The sequence below is a fragment of the Stappia indica genome, assembly GCF_009789575.1.
GTDB lineage: Bacteria > Pseudomonadota > Alphaproteobacteria > Rhizobiales > Stappiaceae > Stappia > Stappia indica_A.
Genome location: NZ_CP046908.1, coordinates 4,430,985 through 4,449,351 on the forward strand (window position 1 = coordinate 4,430,985; position 18,367 = coordinate 4,449,351).

Here is an 18,367-nt window from a genome sequence, read left to right on the forward strand (position 1 = left end):
CTGCATTCGATCCTGGGGAGCGGCCATGCGCAGGCCGCTGTGCTTTCGGGCGATGCGGGGCGGGTCAGGCGCTTCTTTGTGCGGCAGGAGATGGCCGAGGTCCCGCCGAGCGAGCCTCAGGCTGTGACGGGTGGCGGCGCCGTGTCCTCGGAGCTTCTGTCCCACACGACCGCCCGGCTGGGTGAGCTGTTCGCGAAAGTCAGCGGCCATCCGGCGGGGCGCATCGACCCGCAGGCCCCGCTGGAGGATTACGGCATCGACTCCCTGATGATCACCCGGCTCAACAGCGAGTTGGCCGGGATCTTCGAGGCATTGCCGAAAACCTTGTTCTTCCAATACCGCACACTCGCCGCGATTGCCGGATGGCTCACTGAGCGCCAGCCCGAAGCGTGTCGCCGCTGGACAGGCCTGAGCAACGATAGCGCGGCCCCTGCACCCGCCATCGCGGCGCCGGCGAAGGCGGCACTTGCCCCGTCGCGCGGTGCGCCGCCAACCCATGCCGAACCCATCGCCGTCATCGGCCTTGCCGGTCGCTATCCGGGCGCCAACACGCTCGACGCGTTCTGGGAGAACCTTCGGGACGGCCGCGACATGGTCGGCGAGATCCCGGCCGAGCGCTGGGACCTCGAGGGCTTCTTCGAGCCGGATGCCGACGAGGCGGCCGCTTCGAGCCGCAGCTACTCGCGCTGGGGGGCGTTCCTTCAGGATTTCGCCGGGTTCGATCCGCTGTTCTTCCGCATCTCGCCGAGGGACGCGGCGGCCATGGACCCGCAGGAGCGCCTGTTCCTGATGTGCGCCTGGGCGGCCTGCGAGGATGCCGGCTACACCCGCGCGCGGCTGAAGCAGGTGGCCGGTGGCCGCGAAGGCGCCAATGTCGGCGTCTTCGCCGGCGTGACCAAGACCGGCTACGCGCTGCACGGTCCGTTCCAGGGCGAGGGCGGGGCGGTGGTACGTCCGGCCACCTCCTTCGCCAGCGTTGCCAACCGGGTCTCGCATGCGCTCGATCTCGCCGGGCCGAGCCTGCCGGTCGACACCATGTGCTCCTCGTCGCTGACGGCGATCCACGAGGCCTGCGAGCAGCTGCGCGCGGGTCATTGCGCCATGGCACTGGCCGGCGGCGTCAATCTCTACCTGCACCCCTCGAACTACATCGAACTCTGCGCCGCGCACATGCTGAGCCCGAGCGGCCGCTGCCACAGTTTCGGCGCAGCGGCCGATGGTTTCGTGCCCGGCGAGGGCGTCGGCTGCGTGCTGCTGAAGCCGCTGTCGCGCGCGCTGGCCGATGGCGACCGCATCCATGCGGTGATCCGCGGGAGCGCGATCAATCACGGCGGGCGCACGAATGGCTACACCGTGCCGAGCCCGGCGGCGCAGCGCGACGTGGTGCGCGCCGCGCTCGACCGTGCCGGCCTGTCGGCGCGGGATGTGAGCTATGTCGAGGCGCACGGCACCGGCACGGTGCTCGGCGATCCCATCGAGGTCGACGGACTGACCCAGGCTTTCGCGCCGGATGCGGCCGAGACGGGCTTTTGTGCGCTGGGCTCGGTGAAGTCCGCCATCGGGCATCTCGAGGCCGCGGCCGGCATTGCCGGGCTGACCAAGGTGATCCTGCAGATGCGCCACGGCATGCTGGCGCCGACGCTGCATGCGGAAGAGGCGAACCCCAATCTCGACCTCGCCGCGACGCCTTTCGCGCTTCAGCGGCAGGCGGCGGCGTGGAGGGTGGACGGGCCGCGCATCGCCGGCATCTCCTCCTTCGGGGCGGGCGGCGCCAACGCGCATGTGATCGTCGAGGAATGGCGGGACGAGACCTCAACGATCGCGCCCGCGAACGCATCGCAGGCCATCGTCCTGTCGGCACGCACGCCGGAGCAGTTGCGCTCCCAGGCGGAGAACCTGCTGGCGGCCCTGCGATCCGGTGTTGCGGCGGTCGCGCCTGCCGCTCCGCAAGCCGTTGCGGCTAGCATCGCGGACGACCTCGCCGCCGTGCTCGGCGTCGAGGTGGCGGATATCGATCCGGGCGAGAGCTTCGATGCGCTCGGGCTGGAGCGGCCGGAGCTGCTGGCGCTGCGGCGTCGGCTCGAAGAGCGTTTTCCCACCGCCCGCCTGCCTTTGCTCGACCGGTTCGCCAGCGTCGAGACGCTGGCCGACGCCCTGGCTGCGCAAGGGGTGTCGGCTGAGAGCCGGACAGCCCCCCCGCTCGACGCGGTTGCCTATACGTTGCAGGTCGGGCGCGAGGCCTTCGCCCATCGTCTCGGCATCGAGGCGCAAAGCGTCGAGGATCTGGTCGCGCGGCTTAGCGACTGGCTGGCGGGCAAGGCGGGCGCCGGCATCCACACAGGCGCGGCGACGGGCACGGGCGGCCTGCTCGCGACCCTGCGCGGCGACGGCGTCTTGCAGGAGCTCGCGGAGCGCGCCTGGCAGGACTGCCGGCTCGACAAGCTTCTGGCTTTGTGGGCCGGGGGCATCGATATCGACTGGGCGCGCCTGCCGCGCAGCACCCGCCCGGCCATCGTGTCGCTGCCGACCTATCCTTTCGCGCGGGATCGCTATTGGCTGCCGGACAGGACTGCGCCCGCACCGACCGACCTTGCGCGCGCGATCACCGCAGCGCAGGGCGATGAGCGGCTGGAGGCCGAGCAGGACCGGCTCGACCGGCACATAGCCGGGGTGCTGGCGTCCATCCTTGGCAGGGTGCCGGAGAGTGCCGTGACGCAGGATCTCCGCCGCTGGTATCGCGCGGCGCGCGACCTGCTGGCGCAGAACGGCGGCGAAGCCCTTTCCGGGGACGACGCCTGGACCCGCTGGCGCGCCTGCCGCGAAGCGGGCGGTCTTGCACCGCAGATGCGCCTTGCCGAAGCCTCGCTGATCGCCTTGCCGGACATCCTGACCGGGGCGCGCAAGGCAACCGACGTGTTGTTCCCGCAAGGCTCGCTGGAACTGGTCGAGGCGGTCTACAAGCAGAACGCGGTTGCCGCGCGCTTCAGCGAGGCCCTCGCGCAGGCCGCCGCGAAACGCGTCGGCGGGAGCCCGCCCGACCGCCCCTTGCGCATCCTGGAGATCGGCGCGGGGACGGGCGGGACCAGCGAGCCGGTCTTCGCAGCGCTTGCGCCGCTCGCCGGCCGCATCACTGAGTATTGCTACACCGACGTGTCGCGCGCCTTCCTGATCCATGCCGAGCGCAGCTATGTGGGCCGGGTGCCGGGGCTGAGGACGGCGCTGCTGGATATCGAGAAACCGCTTGCCGGGCAGGAGGTCGAGCCGGGGCGCTACGATCTCGTCGTCGCCGCCAATGTCCTACATGCGACGGCCGATATCGTGCGCACGCTCAAGACCGTGCGCGAGACCATGGCGCCGGGCGGCGTGCTGCTGGTCAACGAGACGAGCAGGGCGACACTGTTCACCCACGTGACCTTCGGCCTGCTGGACGGCTGGTGGCGCTTTACCGATGGCGAGCGCCGTATCCCCGGCACACCGTCGCTGGCACCCGAAAGCTGGGCGAACGCCCTGCGGGAGGCGGGCTTCGACTGGATCGTCGGATCCGGCGAGGCCGAACAGCGCCTCGGTCAGCAGCTCTTTGCCGCGCGGGCGATCGGGGCGAGTAAGCCGGCTGCCGCGCCCGCGGAAAATCAGGCTGCTGCCCCGGTTTCGGTTTCCCGCCCGCAGGCAGCTGCGACGGAGGCACGCCACGACCTGCGCGGCCTGTTGCGCAGTATCGTCGCGGCGACGCTGAATGTCGCGCCGGAGAGCATCGACGTGACGCGCAGCTTCGCGGATTACGGTCTCGACTCGATCCTCGGCGCGGAATTCGCCCATCGCCTGCGCAAGGCGCTCGGCATCCCGTTCGACCAGACGCGCCTGTTCGATTTCGCCAGCGTTGGCCAGTTGGAAGCCTTTCTGCGACGGGAACATGCCGACGCGGTGGTCGCGCTGAACAGCACGGATGCCGCGCCCGTTGCGGAGCGGGCGGAGGCGGGGACCGCAGCGGCCGAGATCATCGCGCCGGCCCCTGCTCCGACACGCTCGGCGGAGAGTGCCGCCGAGCCCATCGCCATCATCGGCGCCAGCGGACGTTTTGCCGGGTCGCAGACCGTCGAGGAGTTCTGGCAGCACCTGATGGCGGGAGACAATCTCGTCGGCCCCGTCACCCGCTTCGACCTTGCGCTGCATTACCGGGATGTGCCGGAGGGCAGCTACGGCCGGCACGGCAGCTTCATCGAGGGCGTCGACCGCTTCGGTGCGGTGTTTTTCGGCATTTCGGGCCTTGAGGCGACCTGGATGGACCCGCAGCAGCGGCTATTCCTGGAGGAGGCCTGGAAGACGCTGGAACATGCCGGCCATGCGGGAGCCGATATCGTCGGTTCGCGCTGCGGCGTCTTCGTCGGCTGCGCCCATGGCGACTATCAGGAATTGTTCCGCGAGAAGCCGCCGGGCCAGGCGTTCTGGGGCAACACCACGTCGCTGATCCCCTCGCGGCTCTCCTACTGGCTGGATCTCAGAGGGCCGGCCATCGCGGTCGACACCGCCTGTTCCAGCTCGCTCGTTGCCGTCCACATGGCCTGCCGCAGCCTGCGCGAAGGCGAATGCGACACGGCGCTGGCCGGCGGCGTCTTCGTCCAGAGCTCGCCGCGCTTCTTCCTCTATGCCAACCAGGCCAACATGCTGTCGCCGAGCGGCCGCTGCGCGCCGTTCGGGGCAGGCGCGGATGGCATCGTACCGGGAGAGGCGGTGGCCGCCGTGCTGCTCAAGCCGCTGTCGAAGGCACTGGCCGACGGTGACACGGTGCACGGCGTCATCCTGGGCAGCGGCACCAATCAGGACGGCACCACCAACGGCATCACCGCCCCGAGCGCGCTGTCGCAGGAGCGCCTGATGCGCGAGGTCTATGAGCGCTTCGGCATCGATCCGGCCAGCATTGCCGTCGTCGAGGCGCACGGCACCGGCACCCCGCTCGGCGACCCCATCGAACATGCGGCGCTTGCCCGCGTGCACGGCGGCGGGCAGGCGGGCGAAAAGCTGCTCGGCTCGGTCAAGTCGAACATCGGCCACGCCACCACGGCCGCCGGCATTGCCGGCCTCATCAAGGCGCTCTGGAGCCTGAAACACGCCATGGTCCCGCCGGTTCTGCATTTCGGCGGCGGCAACCCCTCCATCGATTTCTCGCAAAGCCCGTTCCGCGTGAACGGCGAGCCGCTTGTCTTCCCCGAGCGGGACGGGACGCCCCGCCGGGTCGCGGTCAGCTCCTTCGGCTTCGGCGGCACGAACGCGCATCTGGTCTTGCAGGAAGCGCCCGCCCAGCCGCAGGCGGCAAGCGGACTGCCGTCGTTCCTCTTCGTCTTTTCCGCGCGCAACGAGGCGCTGCTGCGCCAGCTTGCCGAGCGCATGGCCGGGCATCTGGAGACGGCAGCCGAAGGCGAGGCGGCCGACATCGCCCATACGCTGCTGGTCGGCCGTCGTCCTCTGGCCGAGCGGCTGGCCATCGTCGCTGGCGGAACGCTCGATCTTGCCGCGCGGCTGCGGTCATGGGCGCGTGGCGAGAATGCCGAGGGTCTCCACCGCGCAGCAGCATCGACCTTGGATGACAGCGAGACTGTGGCGCTTGCGGATGAGTGCCGCCGGATCGTCGATGCTCTTGCAGCCTCGCAAGGGGCGGATCCGCAAGCGTGGCGCGACGGGCTGCAGCACCTTGCCGGCGCCTGGGTCCGGGGTGCCGAAATCGACGGGGCGGGGCTGTTCGGTTCCGGGCGTCGCCGGGTGCCGCTGCCGGCCTCGCCGCTTGCCGGTAAATCCTATTGGGTGACCGAGGCGCTGAAGCACGCCGTCGGGCAGCCCGCCTCTCGCGCGTTGGCGGTCGAAGCACCTCGCATCGAGCGGCGGTCCGCGCCTGTTGCCTCTGCCGCGCCGGGTATGCCGCTGCGCCTTGCCGATCCGGCCGCGCTGGCCGGCCCCTATGCCGTGAGCGCAAGAGATAGGGCTCCGGTGGTGCTTGCGCCGCTGGACGCTATTGTTTCCCCTGCGGCGCAGCCTCCGCAGGAGACGGGCGGGGTGCGCCTTGCTGGCGATCAGGACGGCGTGCGCCGGCTGGACCTGACAGGACGCTGGAGCGCCGCGACACGCCGCGAGCTTGAGCATGCCTTGCGCGAGGCGGGAGAGGACGAGACGCTCCGCGTGGTTGTCGTTCAGGGCGACGAGAGCTGGAGCCCCTCGGGCGCAGCCGCCGGCAACACGATCACCACCGCGCTGCTCGACTGCCCGTTGCCGGTGGTCGCCGTCCTCGAAGCTCCCGTCGCAGGAGACGGCGCGGCATCAGCGCTGCTGGCCGATTTCATTGTGCGTGCCGAGGGCGCAACCGTCTCTTCCCTGCCGGTCCTGCCCGATGGGCTGCCCTGGCAGCTCTCGGCGCGACGGATCGAAAGGGGATTGGAGGCCGTTGCGGCAGGCAGCGTCGAGACCGCCGCGACGGAGCTCGCCGCCTCCATCGCCGGTGCGCCGCGCGAGGCGCTGGTGTTGCTGAAGGCGCATATGCGCAAGGCCATGCCGCAGCTTGTCGGCGCAGGGCTGGCGGGCGCGCCGGATCGAGGTAAGGACCGCCTGCGGCAGCTCATGCAGGATGTGGGCACCGCAAGTCTGGTTGCGACCCAGCCGCGCCGGGTGCCGGTGGCGACGTCCGTGATGCAGCTGGAGGCGTTCCCGGACGGCGTCGTGCTGCTGCGCATGCTGGAGCGCGCGGGCCGCAACACCTTCACGACCGCCTTCATGGACGGGATCGAGGAGGCCTTTGCCGCCATTGCCGCGATGCCGGAGGCCAAGGTTGTCGTTCTCACCGGCCATGACGGTTACTTCGCCTGCGGCGGCACGTCTGAGGGCCTCACAGAGCTGCAGGCCGGCGAAGCGCGCTTCACTGACCGGCGGATCTACAGCCTGCCGCTGGCCTGTCCGCTACCGGTGATCGCCGCGATGCAGGGGCACGGCATCGGCGCGGGCTGGTCGCTCGGGCTCTATTGCGACGTGGCGATCCTCGCGACCGAAGGCCTCTATCACAGCAACTATCTCTGGTACGGCTTCACGCCGGGCGCAGGCGCGACGCTGATCTTCCCGCACCGGCTGGGCGACGACCTCGGCCGGGAAGTGCTCTTCAGCGCGCGCGAATATCGCGGCCGGGAGCTGGCCGGCCGGGCGCCGCATCTCGATGTGCGGCCGGCCGCGCGCGTGCTGGACGAGGCGCTGGCGCGGGCGCATGCGCTGGCCCGGCAGCCGAAGGCGGACCTCATCGCCGCGAAGGCGGAAGGAGCGGCCGTCATCGCCCGGCATCTCGATCAGGTGCTGGAGCGCGAATTCGCCATGCACGAGACCACCTTCATCGGCAGTGACCGCGTCCGCGCCCGCATTGCGGAGAAATTCGGCGAGGTGTCGCCCGCGCCTAGGCAGCAGCCGGCGCCCCTCTCCGCCGGGCGTGCCGACCCGCGGCCGAGTGTTCGCGAGCGGCTCGCCGCCTCGCTCGCCGAGGACCTGATGATCGACGCAGGCGAGATCCGCGACGAGGCCGGTTTCCTGGAACTGGGTCTCGACTCGATCCTCGCCGTCACCTGGATCCGCAAGCTGAACGCGCTGTTCGGCATCGAGTTGCCGGCGACCGTGGTCTACGCGCATCCGACGGTCGGCGGGCTGGCTGATCACGTCGCAAGGCTCGTCCCGTCGCCGGCGGTTCCGCAGGCTGTGCCGGAGCCGGCAGCGCCTGTTGTCGACGCAGCGTCGCCCATGGCGAACGGGGCCAACGTGCCTCATGGAGAGATCCGCGAGCGGCTTGTCGCCTCGCTTGCCGAGGATCTGATGATCGACGCAGGCGAAATCCGCGACGAGGCCGGCTTCCTGGAACTGGGTCTCGACTCGATCCTCGCGGTCACCTGGATCCGCAAGCTCAACGCGCTGTTCGGCATCGAACTGCCGGCCACCGTGGTCTATGCGCATCCGACCGTCGGTGCGCTCGCGGCCCATGTCGCCGGGCTCGTCCCGGCCAAAGCTGCTGCGCAGCCCGTCGCCCCGGTCATGGCCCAGATCGCGGCCCCGGCGCCAGCCGCCGTCGCTGTCATAGCACCAGCTGCGAAGGCCGACGAGCAGCCCGCCGTCGCGATCATCGGCGCGTCCGGCATCTTCCCCAAGGCCGGCGATCTCGATGCCTTCTGGCGCAACATCCGCGAGGGGCGCGACTGCATCGAGGAGGTGCCGGTCTCCCGCTGGGATGTCGCGCGTTTCTATCACCCCGACCCGGCGCATCCCGGCGCGTCCTACTGCAAGTGGATGGGTGCGCTCGACGGTGTCGACCAGTTCGATGCCGGCTTCTTCGGCATTACCCCGCGCGAAGCAGAGCTGATGGACCCGCAGCAGCGCCTGTTCCTGCAGGTCGCCTGGCACGCGATCGAGGATGCGGCCATCGATCCGCATGCCTTGGGCGGTCGGAATTGCGGGATCTATGTCTCCTCCGGCCCGAGCGGTTACGAAGACCTGATCGAGGAGCGCAACGCCTACAGCCTGCTCGGCAGTTCCGGCTCGATCCTTGCCGCGCGCATGTCCTACCTGCTCGACCTGCGCGGCCCGAGCCTGTCCATCGACACGGCCTGCTCCAGCTCGCTGGTGGCGATTGCCGAGGCCTGCGACAGCCTTGTTGCCGGGACCTGCGATATGGCGCTGGCGGGCGGGGCCTGCATTCTCGTCGGCCCGAAGATGTTCATCGACACGTCCAAGGTCTCGATGCTGTCGAAGGACGGCCGCTGCTTCACCTTCGATGCCCGCGCCAACGGCTTCGTGCCGGGCGAGGGCGTCGGCGCGGTGCTGCTGAAGCGCCTGGACGATGCCCTGCGCGACGGCGATCCCATCCGCGCCGTCATTCGCGGCTGGGGGACCAATCAGGACGGCCGCACCAACGGCATCACTGCGCCCAACCCGCAGGCCCAGACCGCGCTGATGCGCTCGGTGCAGGCCCGCTTCGGCATCGATCCGGCGAGCATCGGCCTCGTCGAGTGCCACGGTACCGGCACGCCGCTCGGCGATCCCATCGAGATCGAGGGCCTGCGCGATGCCTTCCAAGACGTACCGGCGGAGGCGGACTGCCGGATCGGTTCGGTGAAGAGCAATATCGGCCATTGTCTCGCCTCTGCCGGTGTCGCCGGTGCGCTGAAGGCGATGCTCGCCCTGGAGCAGGCCGAACGGCCGCCGGTGGTGAACTTCGACAGTCTGAACCCGCATATTTCGCTTGAAGGTACGCACTTCGCGCTGACCCATCAGGCCGAGACCTGGCCGGCAAGAGGCGCCGCGCCGCGCCGGGTCGCCGTCAGCGCCTTTGGCTTCAGTGGCACGAATGCGCATCTGGTGCTGGAGGAGGCGCCGACCCCGGCGAGGCCACCGGCATCGTCCGGCCCCTGGCTGCTGGTCCTGTCGGCGCGCGACCGCGAGCGCTTGCAGGAGTACGCCGCCGGCCTGGAGCGCTTCGTCGCAGCACATCCCGACCTCGATCTCGGCGCGCTGGCGCAGACGCTTCAGGTCGGGCGCACGGCGTTCGCCAGCAGGCTCGCCTTCGCCTTTGCAGGCCGCGAGGATCTGTTGCGTGCGCTCGCCTCGGTCGCGGCGGGCCATCCGCTCGTCGGGGTGCATGTCTCCGATGGCGACCGGTCCGCGACTGCGCCGTTCGAGACGGACGACGATGCGAGGGCGCTTGTCGCGCGCTGGCTCGCCTCGGGCGAGATGGACCGTCTGTCGCGGGTCGGCGAGCTCTGGGCCAAGGGGCTTGCCATCGACTGGTCGGTGCTGCCGCCGCAAGCCCGCCTCCGTCTGCTGGGCTATCCCTTTGCCCGCGAGCGCTATTGGGTCGAGCCGGGCGAGAACGCAGAGGCCGCGCCGGCAACCGTCGTGCCTCCCGCGCTGCAAGCCCATCCGCTGCTGGACGGCGCCGCTGCCCGCGGCGAGATCGCGCGCTTTTCTGTTTCTCTCACCGGGGACGAGCCCTATCTCACCAGCCATCTGTCCGCCGACCGGCGGCTGGTCCTTGGCCTCTTCCTGCCCGAACTGGCGCGCGGGGTGCTGGAGCGTGCGGGTGGCCGCCCGGTTCACGGGTTGCGGCACCTGTTGTGGGGGAGCCCGCTTGCGGTCAACGGCCATGCGCGGCATCTGACGGTCGTGGTCGGGGACGACGGGCAGGGGCTTTTGTATCGTGTCGTGGCGGACGATGAGGAGGCCGAGCCCTGGCATTTCGGCGCCGCGGCCGCAGAAGATCAGCTTCCGCCACGGCCAGACCGGACGGAAGGGCTCGCGCCCGGTGCCGGCACCGATCTTGGCGAGGCTTACCGCGCCTTCGCGGAGCGCTGCGCCATCCATTCGGGGCCGGCAGCACCAGAGGCCGCGAGTGTCGGCAGGGTGAGCCTTGTCGGGGATCGCCTCGTTGCCGAACTCAAGCGCCCGCGCGGCGAGGCCGGCACATCAGGCGCCATGCTGTTCGATCCGGCATGGCTGGATGCGGCGTGGCGGCTGCTGGCCTTCCGTCTCGGCGGCCATGTGGCGACGGCCGCTGCCCTCCGCCCGCCTGTTGCCATCGAGAGCATGGCCGCATGGGCGAGCGCCGGCGAGCGGGCCGTGCTTCATATGGAGGGCGGCAACGGCCTTCCGCTGGTTCTTTCGCTTTACGACGAACAGGGTGATGCGTGCATGGTGATGCGGGACGTGCGGCTCGGGTCGCTGGAAACCGGCGGCAGCCGGATCGCTCTGGCCGGGGAGGGCGTGCGATGAGCGGCAAGATCGCGATCATCGGCGGCGGCCCGACCGGCATCGGCGTCGCGCGCGAGCTCATCGAGGACGGGTTTGCGGTCGATCTCTACGAGGCCGAGGCCGATCTCGGCGGCGTGTGGAATGCGGAGGCCCCTTGCGGGCGCGCCTATGCCTCGCTTCACCTGATCTCGCCGAAATTCAACACCCAGGTGCCGGATTTCCCGATGCCTGAGGACTATCCGCCCTATCCCAACCATCGCCAGATGCTGGCCTATATCCGCGACTATGCCCGCGCGCATGGCATCTACGAGCGCGCCCGCTTCAACGCGGCGGTCGAGCGGTTGGAACCGGCGGCGGGCGGCTGGACCCTTCGCTCGGCTGCCGGGCACTTTGAAACCTATCGCCTGGTCGTGGTCTGCAACGGGCTGCAGCGGGTGCCGCGCCTGCCCGATACGAGCGGGCTCGGGACCTTCACCGGCACCATCCTTCATGCCTGCGACTACAAGAGCGCCGAGCAGCTCAAGGATCAGCGCGTCCTGGTCGTGGGCGGGGGCAATTCGGGGTGCGACATCGCCGTCGATGCGGTCCGGACGGCCGCTTGCGTGCATCACAGCACCCGCCGCGGCTACTACTACCAGCCGAAATTCATCAACGGGAAACCGACCCCGCAATGGATGATGGAGCTCGGCAACAAGTTCGCCACCCGCGAGGAAACGCTGGCCTATATCGAGGAGGTGTTCCGCTTCGCCGGCTATGACGGCGCCGACTACGGGTTGCCGCGCCCGGACTATCCGCTGGATGCGGCCCATCCGGTGATGAACTCGCTGATCCTCTATCACATCGGCCATGGCGACATCGTACCGAAGGGCGACATCGCCTCGCTCGACGGCAAGACGGTCGCCTTCACCGACGGCAGCGCGGGCGAGTACGACACGATCCTCTACGCCACTGGCTACAGCCGCAATTTTCCCTTCCTCGACCACGACCTGCTGGAGTGGAAGGGCGAGATCCCGGACCTCTTCCTGCATTCCACCCCGCGCAATCACGACACCCTGCTGTTTATGGGCTTCATCAATGCGGCCGGCGGGCTCGGCGACGGGCTCAAGACGCAGGGGCTCTTCGTGCGCAACTATGCCCGGGCCCTCTTCGCCCGCAGCGCCGGGCTCGAGCGCTTCCTGGCAGCGAAGAAGACCGACCGGCCGGATCTGGGAGAAGGCTATTTTATCGACAGCTACCGTCACCAGTGGGAGGCGGACCTGTGGAAGCTGCTGTCCCACATGCGCCGCTATCGCGACATGCTGGCGGAAGGGGATCCGGCACCGGGCCGCGACCTGACGGAGACGCTGGCCCGATGACCGACGACCGGCGGCCCGAGGATCTGAAGGCGCGCATGGCGCGGCAGCTCGAACAGGAGTTGGTCGAGCGCGCCCGCGCGCGCGCCGCCTCGCGCCGGCCGGAGCCTGAGGATGCAAGCGGGCCGTCCGCGCCGACAACGCTCGCCGCCCGGCTTGCCGAGGACGTCCACCGGCTGGCATCGCAGGCGCTGCGCATCCCTCAGGACAAGCTCGATCCGACGGAAAACCTTGCCAATCTCGGCATCGATTCCATCGCGATCACCGAGGTGATGGCGCGCATCTCGCGCCACTTCGCGATCACCGTCGCGCCGACGACCTTCTTCGAGGCGAAGCATCTCGACGATCTTGCCGCGATCCTGCTGGCCCGCTACGGCAAGGCGGTAGAGGCCTCCTATGCTGCCCGTGCGCCAGAGCCGGCGCCGGCCAAGGCAGCTCCGGTGACTGCCCCGGCAAAGCCGCTTCCGCCGACTGGCACCGATGCTGCGGCCGATGTGCCGGAGGCATGGCTCGCCCGCCACCGCGCCTTTGCGAAGGGGGAGGGGATCGCACCCTCCGGCGAAGCGGCGCGGCCCGCCCGGCAGCCTCTGGCGACCGCGACCGCGACCGAGGAGCAGGTCCCCATTGCGGTGATCTCGATGGAGGGCCGCTTTCCGCAGAGCCCGGATCTTGAGACCTTCGCCGCGCATCTGGCCGCCGGCGACGACTGCATCGAGGAAGTGCCGGCGGATCGCTGGGACTGGCGCACTGTGCATGGCGATCCGAAGAAGGGGCCTTTCACCGACGTGAAATACGGCGGCTTCACGCCGGGGCACGACCTGTTCGACGCGGGTTTCTTCAACATCTCACCGCGCGAAGCCGAGCTGATGGACCCCCAGCACCGGCTGTTCATGGAATGCGTCTGGAGCCTGGTCGAGAAGGCCGGCCATGCACCCAGCTCGCTTTCCGGGCGCAAGGTCGGGCTGTTCCTGGGCATCAACCTGCTCGACTATACCGACATGGTGAACCGGGCCGGCATCATGGATGCCCAGCAGCTCACTGGCCTCGGCCACGCCTTCTGCCCCAACCGGCTGTCCTTCCTGCTCGACATTCACGGGCCGAGCTCGGTCATCGACACGGCGTGCTCCAGTTCGCTCGTGGCGATCCACCGCGCGATCATGAGCATCCGCCATGAAGGCTGCGAGATGGCGATTGCCGGCGGCTCGAACCTGATGCTGTCGCCGATGCAGCACATCATGTTCTCGCAAGTCGGGATGATCACCCCCGACGGGCGCTGCAAGACCTTCTCGGCCGCCGCGAACGGCTATGCCCGCGCCGATGGTGTCGGCGCGGTGCTGCTGAAGCGGCTCGACCTTGCCGAGCGCGACGGCGACCCGATCCTCGGCGTCATCCGCGCGTCCGTCGAACATCATGGCGGCGGGGCGACCTCGCTGACCGCGCCGAACCCGAAGGCCCAGGCGCGGCTGGTGGCGGAGGCGCATCGCCTCGCCGGCATCGATCCGCGCAGCGTCAGCCTGATCGAATGCCACGGCACCGGCACTCCGCTCGGCGATCCGGTCGAGGTGGAGGGGCTGAAGACCGCCTTCGCCGAGCTTTACCGCGAGCATGGCATGCCCGCGCCGGCCGTGCCGCATATCGGGCTCGGCTCGGTCAAGTCGAACATCGGCCATGCGGAAACCGCGGCCGGTGTTGCCGGGCTGATCAAGGTGCTGCTCGCCATGCGCGCCGGCACCCTGTTCCGGAGCCTTCATTGCGAGGAGCCGAACCCGCTGCTGGAGCTGGAGGGAAGTCCCTTCTACCTGCTGCAGGCCGCGCGACACTGGGACCGTCCGGTCGTCGACGGGATCGAGCAACCGCGCCGCGCTGGGCTCAGCTCCTTCGGTGCGGGCGGCGCCAATGTCCACATGGTGATCGAGGAATATCGCGGGCCGCAGCCTGTGCCGACGCCCCTCTCGTTTCCAATGATCGTGCCGCTTTCCGCCCGCACGCCGGACGCGTTGGCTGAGGCCGTCCGCCGCCTGCGGCCGCATGTGGCGGGCTCGGATCTCGGTGATCTTGCCTGGACGCTCCAGGTCGGGCGCGATGCGATGCGCGAGCGGATCGCCTTTGTCGCCCGCGATACCGGGGATCTGCTTCGCCAGATGGATGCCGTGCTGGCGGGGGCGGATGGCGATGCGCTTCGCGGCTCTGTTCCGCGCGGCCGGCGCGCCGAGGAAATGATACTCGACCCCATCGGCCGCGATCCGCTCGAGGTCGCGCGCGCCTGGGTCGGCGGCGCCAGCGTCGACTGGCAGCGGCTGCATGCGGGCACCGCGCGTCGGCGCCTTGCGCTTCCCTCCTATCCGTTCCAGCGCAAGCGCTACTGGCTGCCGCTCGAAGCCGCACCAGTTGCTCCCGCGTCCGGCCTGTCGCCGCAGCCGTCCGGCGCCGGCACATTCGAGATCGAGCTGACGGGGCACGAGTTCTTCCTCGCCGACCATCGCATCGGCGGCCGCCCGGTCCTGCCCGGCGTCGCCTATCTGGATCTGGTGCGTGCCGCCGCGGTGAAAGCCGGCCTTGAGCAGCCGCTCCTGCGTCAGGTCGTGTGGATGAGTCCGCTTGCCGTCGAGAAGCCCGTGCGGGTGCGGATCGTCTTCACGCCGGCCGCCGATGGCGCCCGCCGCGCCGAGGTTCTGAGCGTTGCGTCCGGAGAAGAGCCGCGGCTGCATGCGCAGATGCTGGTGGCTGACGGTGTGCCTCAGGCCCCGGCCGCTGCCGATCTTGCGGCCCTGAGCCTCGCGCATCCGCGCACGATCCCGGCGGAGCGGGTCTATGCCGCCTTCGATGCCATGGGCCTTGCCTATGGGCCGGGGCACAGGGCGATCCTGTCGCTTGCCATCGGGCCGGACGCGGACGGCGCGCGCTCCGTGCTGGGCCATCTCCGCCTGCCGGAGGTGGTGGCGCACACCGCCTCCGCCTTCGCCTTGCATCCGAGCCTGATGGACGGGGCCTTCCAGGCCGCCATCGGCCTCGTCATGGAGGAAGATGGCACGGCGCCGAAAGGGGCAGCGCTCCCCTTCGCCATCGAGGCGGTCGAGATCTTCGGGCCGCTGGAAACGGACCTCTGGGTGCATATCCAGTCGCGCCCGGCATCCGGCGGCGATCCCCGCACGCGGCGCATGGATCTCCTGCTGCTGGATGATGCCGGAAACGCACGCATTGCCCTGCGCGGTTTCGCGACCCGCAGCTATGTCGAGGCGCCGCCTCAGGACACGCCGTGCTTCGTGCCGGTGTGGCGTCCCGTCGAGGGGAAGGGCACGACGGATCAGCCCGCCAGGCACCTCGTGCTCGTCGCGCCGGATGCCGTCAAATGGGATGACCTTGCGCCGCATCTCCCCGGGGTCGAGGTCGTCGATCTTGCGGGCGGCTCCGAGGACGGTCCGGCCATGCGGTTCGAGGCCGCGGCGCTGCAGCTTCTCGACGTGCTGAAGGCGCAGTCCGGCCGCGCGCTGGTGCAGGTGCTGCTGCCGGGCGAAGAGGGGCACGAGGCGCTCTCTGGTCTCGTCGGCCTGTTGCGCAGCGCCGCGCGAGAGCATGCCGGGCTGACCGGCCAGTTGATTGCGCTGGAGCCGGGGCTCGACCCCGCGTCGGTCGTCGCGCGCCTCCTGCAGGCTGCAAGCCATCTTCCGCTCGACCGCTTCCGCGCCCGGCCGGACAGCCTTGCGGCCGAGATGTGGGAAGAGGCGGGCGGCACGGTTCGCGAGAACGCTTTGCCGCTGCGCGACGACGGCGTCTATCTGATAACCGGCGGAACCGGCGGGCTCGGCCGGCATCTGGCGGGGGCGATCCTTGCCGCCGCTCCGAATGCGAAGGTGGTGCTTGCCGGCCGGAGCGCCGCCGCGCTGCACGCCGAAAATGGTTTCTCCTATTCAGCGGCCGATCTCTCTGACCCGAAGTCGACTCAGGCGCTGGTGGACGGCGTCCGCGCGCGGCATGGCCGTCTCGACGGCATTTTCCATGCCGCGGGCGTGTTGTGCGACGAGGCGCTGCAGAAGAAGACGGCGACGCAGCTGCGGGAGGTCTTCGCGCCGAAGGTGCGCGGCCTCGTCAATCTCGACCGGGCCTTGGGCGCCGCGCCTCTCGACTTCCTGGTTCTCTTCTCGTCGATCTCGGGCGTGCTGGGCAATCCCGGTCAGGCGGACTATGGCGCGGCCAATGCTTTCCTCGACGGGTTCGCCGAGGATCGCGAGGCCCGGCGCCGGCGCGGCGACTGCCATGGCCGCACGCTCTCCGTCGCATGGCCGCTGTGGCGCGATGGCGGCATGGGCATGGATGCGGCCACCGAGGCCTTGATGCGCCGGACCACCGGCCTCGTTCCGCTGGAAACCGGCGCCGGGCTTGGCGTGCTGGCCGGACTGCTTGCCGGCGAGATCGCGCCGGGTGCCGCTCGCGTGCTGGTAACAGTGGGCGAGCGCGAGCGCATCCGCGATCTCGTCTGCCGCAAGAGTGCCCAGCCGCCGGCGAAAGCGGAGAGCGCGCCGAAGCCCGCCGCCGCCGCCTCGAAGGTCGACACCGGCGATCTCCGGCTCCGGGTCCTGCGCGCGGTCACCGAGGAGGCCGGCGCGATCCTCAAGGTCGCGCTCGACGATCTCGATCCGGATGTGGAGCTGACCGAATACGGCTTCGATTCCATCAGCTTCACCCAGTTCGCCAACCGGCTGAACGACCGCTTCGGCCTCGACCTGACGCCGACCCTGTTCTTCGAGCATCCCGTGCTGGAGACGCTCGCCGCGCATCTGGCGGAGCATCATGCCGAGGCGATGATTGCCGTCCTTGGCGGCGCGCCGGCACCGCAGGTCGCGCAGCCGGTTGTTCCAGCGGTTCCCGCGCCTGCTGCCGCGCCGACACCAGCGACCGCGACCGTCTTTCGTCCCGCTGCTGTCGCCGAGACTGCCTCCGGTGCCGTTGCCATCATCGGCATGAGCGGCATCTTCCCCGGCGCTGCCGATGTCGCCTCCTTCTGGCAGAACCTCGTCGAGGGGCGCGACTGCATTTCCGAGGTGCCGTCCGAGCGCTGGGATTGGCGCGACTGGTGGGGCGATCCGCAGCGCGAGCCCGGCCGCACCAATGTCAAATGGGGCGGTTTCATCGGCGAGCGGCTGGCCGAGTTCGACGCCGCCTTCTTCGGCATTTCCGCACCCGAAGCCCGCATGATCGACCCGCAGCAGCGCTTGTTGCTGACCGAGGCCTGGCGGGTGATGGAGGATGCTGGCTACGCGCCCTCGCGCCTTGCCGGCTCCCGCACCGGCGTCTTCCTCGGCACGGCGGATACCGGCTACAGCCGGCTGGTCGCTGCCTCCGGCAGCGGCGTCGAAGGCTACTCGATGACGGGCCTTGCGCCATCGCTCGGGCCCAACCGGATCAGCTACTTTTACGATTTCCACGGCCCCAGCATTGCCGTGGAGACCGCCTGTTCCAGCGCGCTGGTCGCCGTGCACCGCGCCGTCGAGGCGATCCACTCGGGCCATTGCGACGCGGCGATTGCCGGCGGCATCAATGCCTTGCTCCTGCCGGAAGCCTTTGTCGGCTTCTCGCGCGCCGGCATGCTGTCGCCCGACGGGCGCTCCAAGCCGTTCTCGGATGCGGCCAACGGCTACGCGCGCGGCGAAGGTGTCGGCCTCGTGTTCCTGAAGCCGCTGGAGGCGGCCGAGCGCGATGGCGACGACATCATCGCCGTCATCCGCGCCTCGGCGGAAAACCACGGCGGCCACGCCGCCTCGCTGACGGCGCCCAATCCGAAGGCGCAAGGAGAGCTGCTGCGCAGCGCCTATAGTGCCGCCGGCTTCGATCCGCGCACCGTCGGTTATATCGAGGCGCACGGCACCGGCACGCCGCTCGGCGATCCGATCGAGGTCGAGGCGCTGTCCGCCGCCTTCGCCGATCTCGCGCGAGACGCGGAAGGGCGCTTCGGCGCAGGCGTCGCGCCGTCCTGCGGCATCGGTTCGGTCAAGTCCAACATCGGCCATCTGGAGCTCGCCGCCGGCATCGCCGGGCTGATCAAGGTTCTGCTGCAGATCCGCCATGGCAGGATGGCCGCGACGCTCCATTGCGACCGGCTGAATCCTTACCTGAAGCTGGAGGGCAGTCCCTTCTTCGTCGTGCGCGAGGCGCAGGAGTGGCCCCGCGCCCGCGACGCGTCGGGGCGCGAGTTGCCGCGCCGGGCGGGGGTCAGTTCCTTCGGCTTTGGCGGCAGCAACGCCCATGTCGTGCTGGAAGAGCAC

The 18,367-nt window shown here is 69.9% G+C and carries 3 protein-coding genes (2 of these 3 only partly in view); all 3 read left to right on the plus strand.

The window, feature by feature from the left end:
* Tightly spaced (each overlapping or abutting the next), the 3 genes in view from GH266_RS20545 to GH266_RS20555 form a layout consistent with a single transcriptional unit that may run on beyond the window.
* Positions 1-10,776, plus strand: the 3' portion of a protein-coding gene (locus tag GH266_RS20545; protein WP_158195494.1) for an SDR family NAD(P)-dependent oxidoreductase. It extends 9,915 nt beyond the left edge of the window; only the last 10,776 of its 20,691 coding nucleotides appear in the window; its start codon lies off the left edge, out of view; it ends in the stop codon at positions 10,774-10,776.
* Complete coding sequence (locus GH266_RS20550) at positions 10,773-12,110, plus strand: flavin-containing monooxygenase (protein ID WP_158195495.1); 1,338 nt, start codon at positions 10,773-10,775, stop codon at positions 12,108-12,110. The genes GH266_RS20545 and GH266_RS20550 overlap by 4 nt, the downstream gene beginning before the upstream one ends.
* Positions 12,107-18,367, plus strand: partial view of a non-ribosomal peptide synthetase gene (locus tag GH266_RS20555; RefSeq protein WP_158195496.1) — the start only. 14,061 nt of this gene lie beyond the right edge of the window; 6,261 of the gene's 20,322 nt are visible here — the first part of the coding sequence; it begins with the start codon at positions 12,107-12,109; its stop codon lies off the right edge, out of view. The genes GH266_RS20550 and GH266_RS20555 overlap by 4 nt, the downstream gene beginning before the upstream one ends.

What these genes read in the sequence shown, in the direction of transcription:
- GH266_RS20550 (WP_158195495.1), top strand. Translation starts at nt 10,773, where the DNA reads ATGAGCGGCAAGATCGCGATCATCGGCGGCGGCCCGACCGGCATCGGC.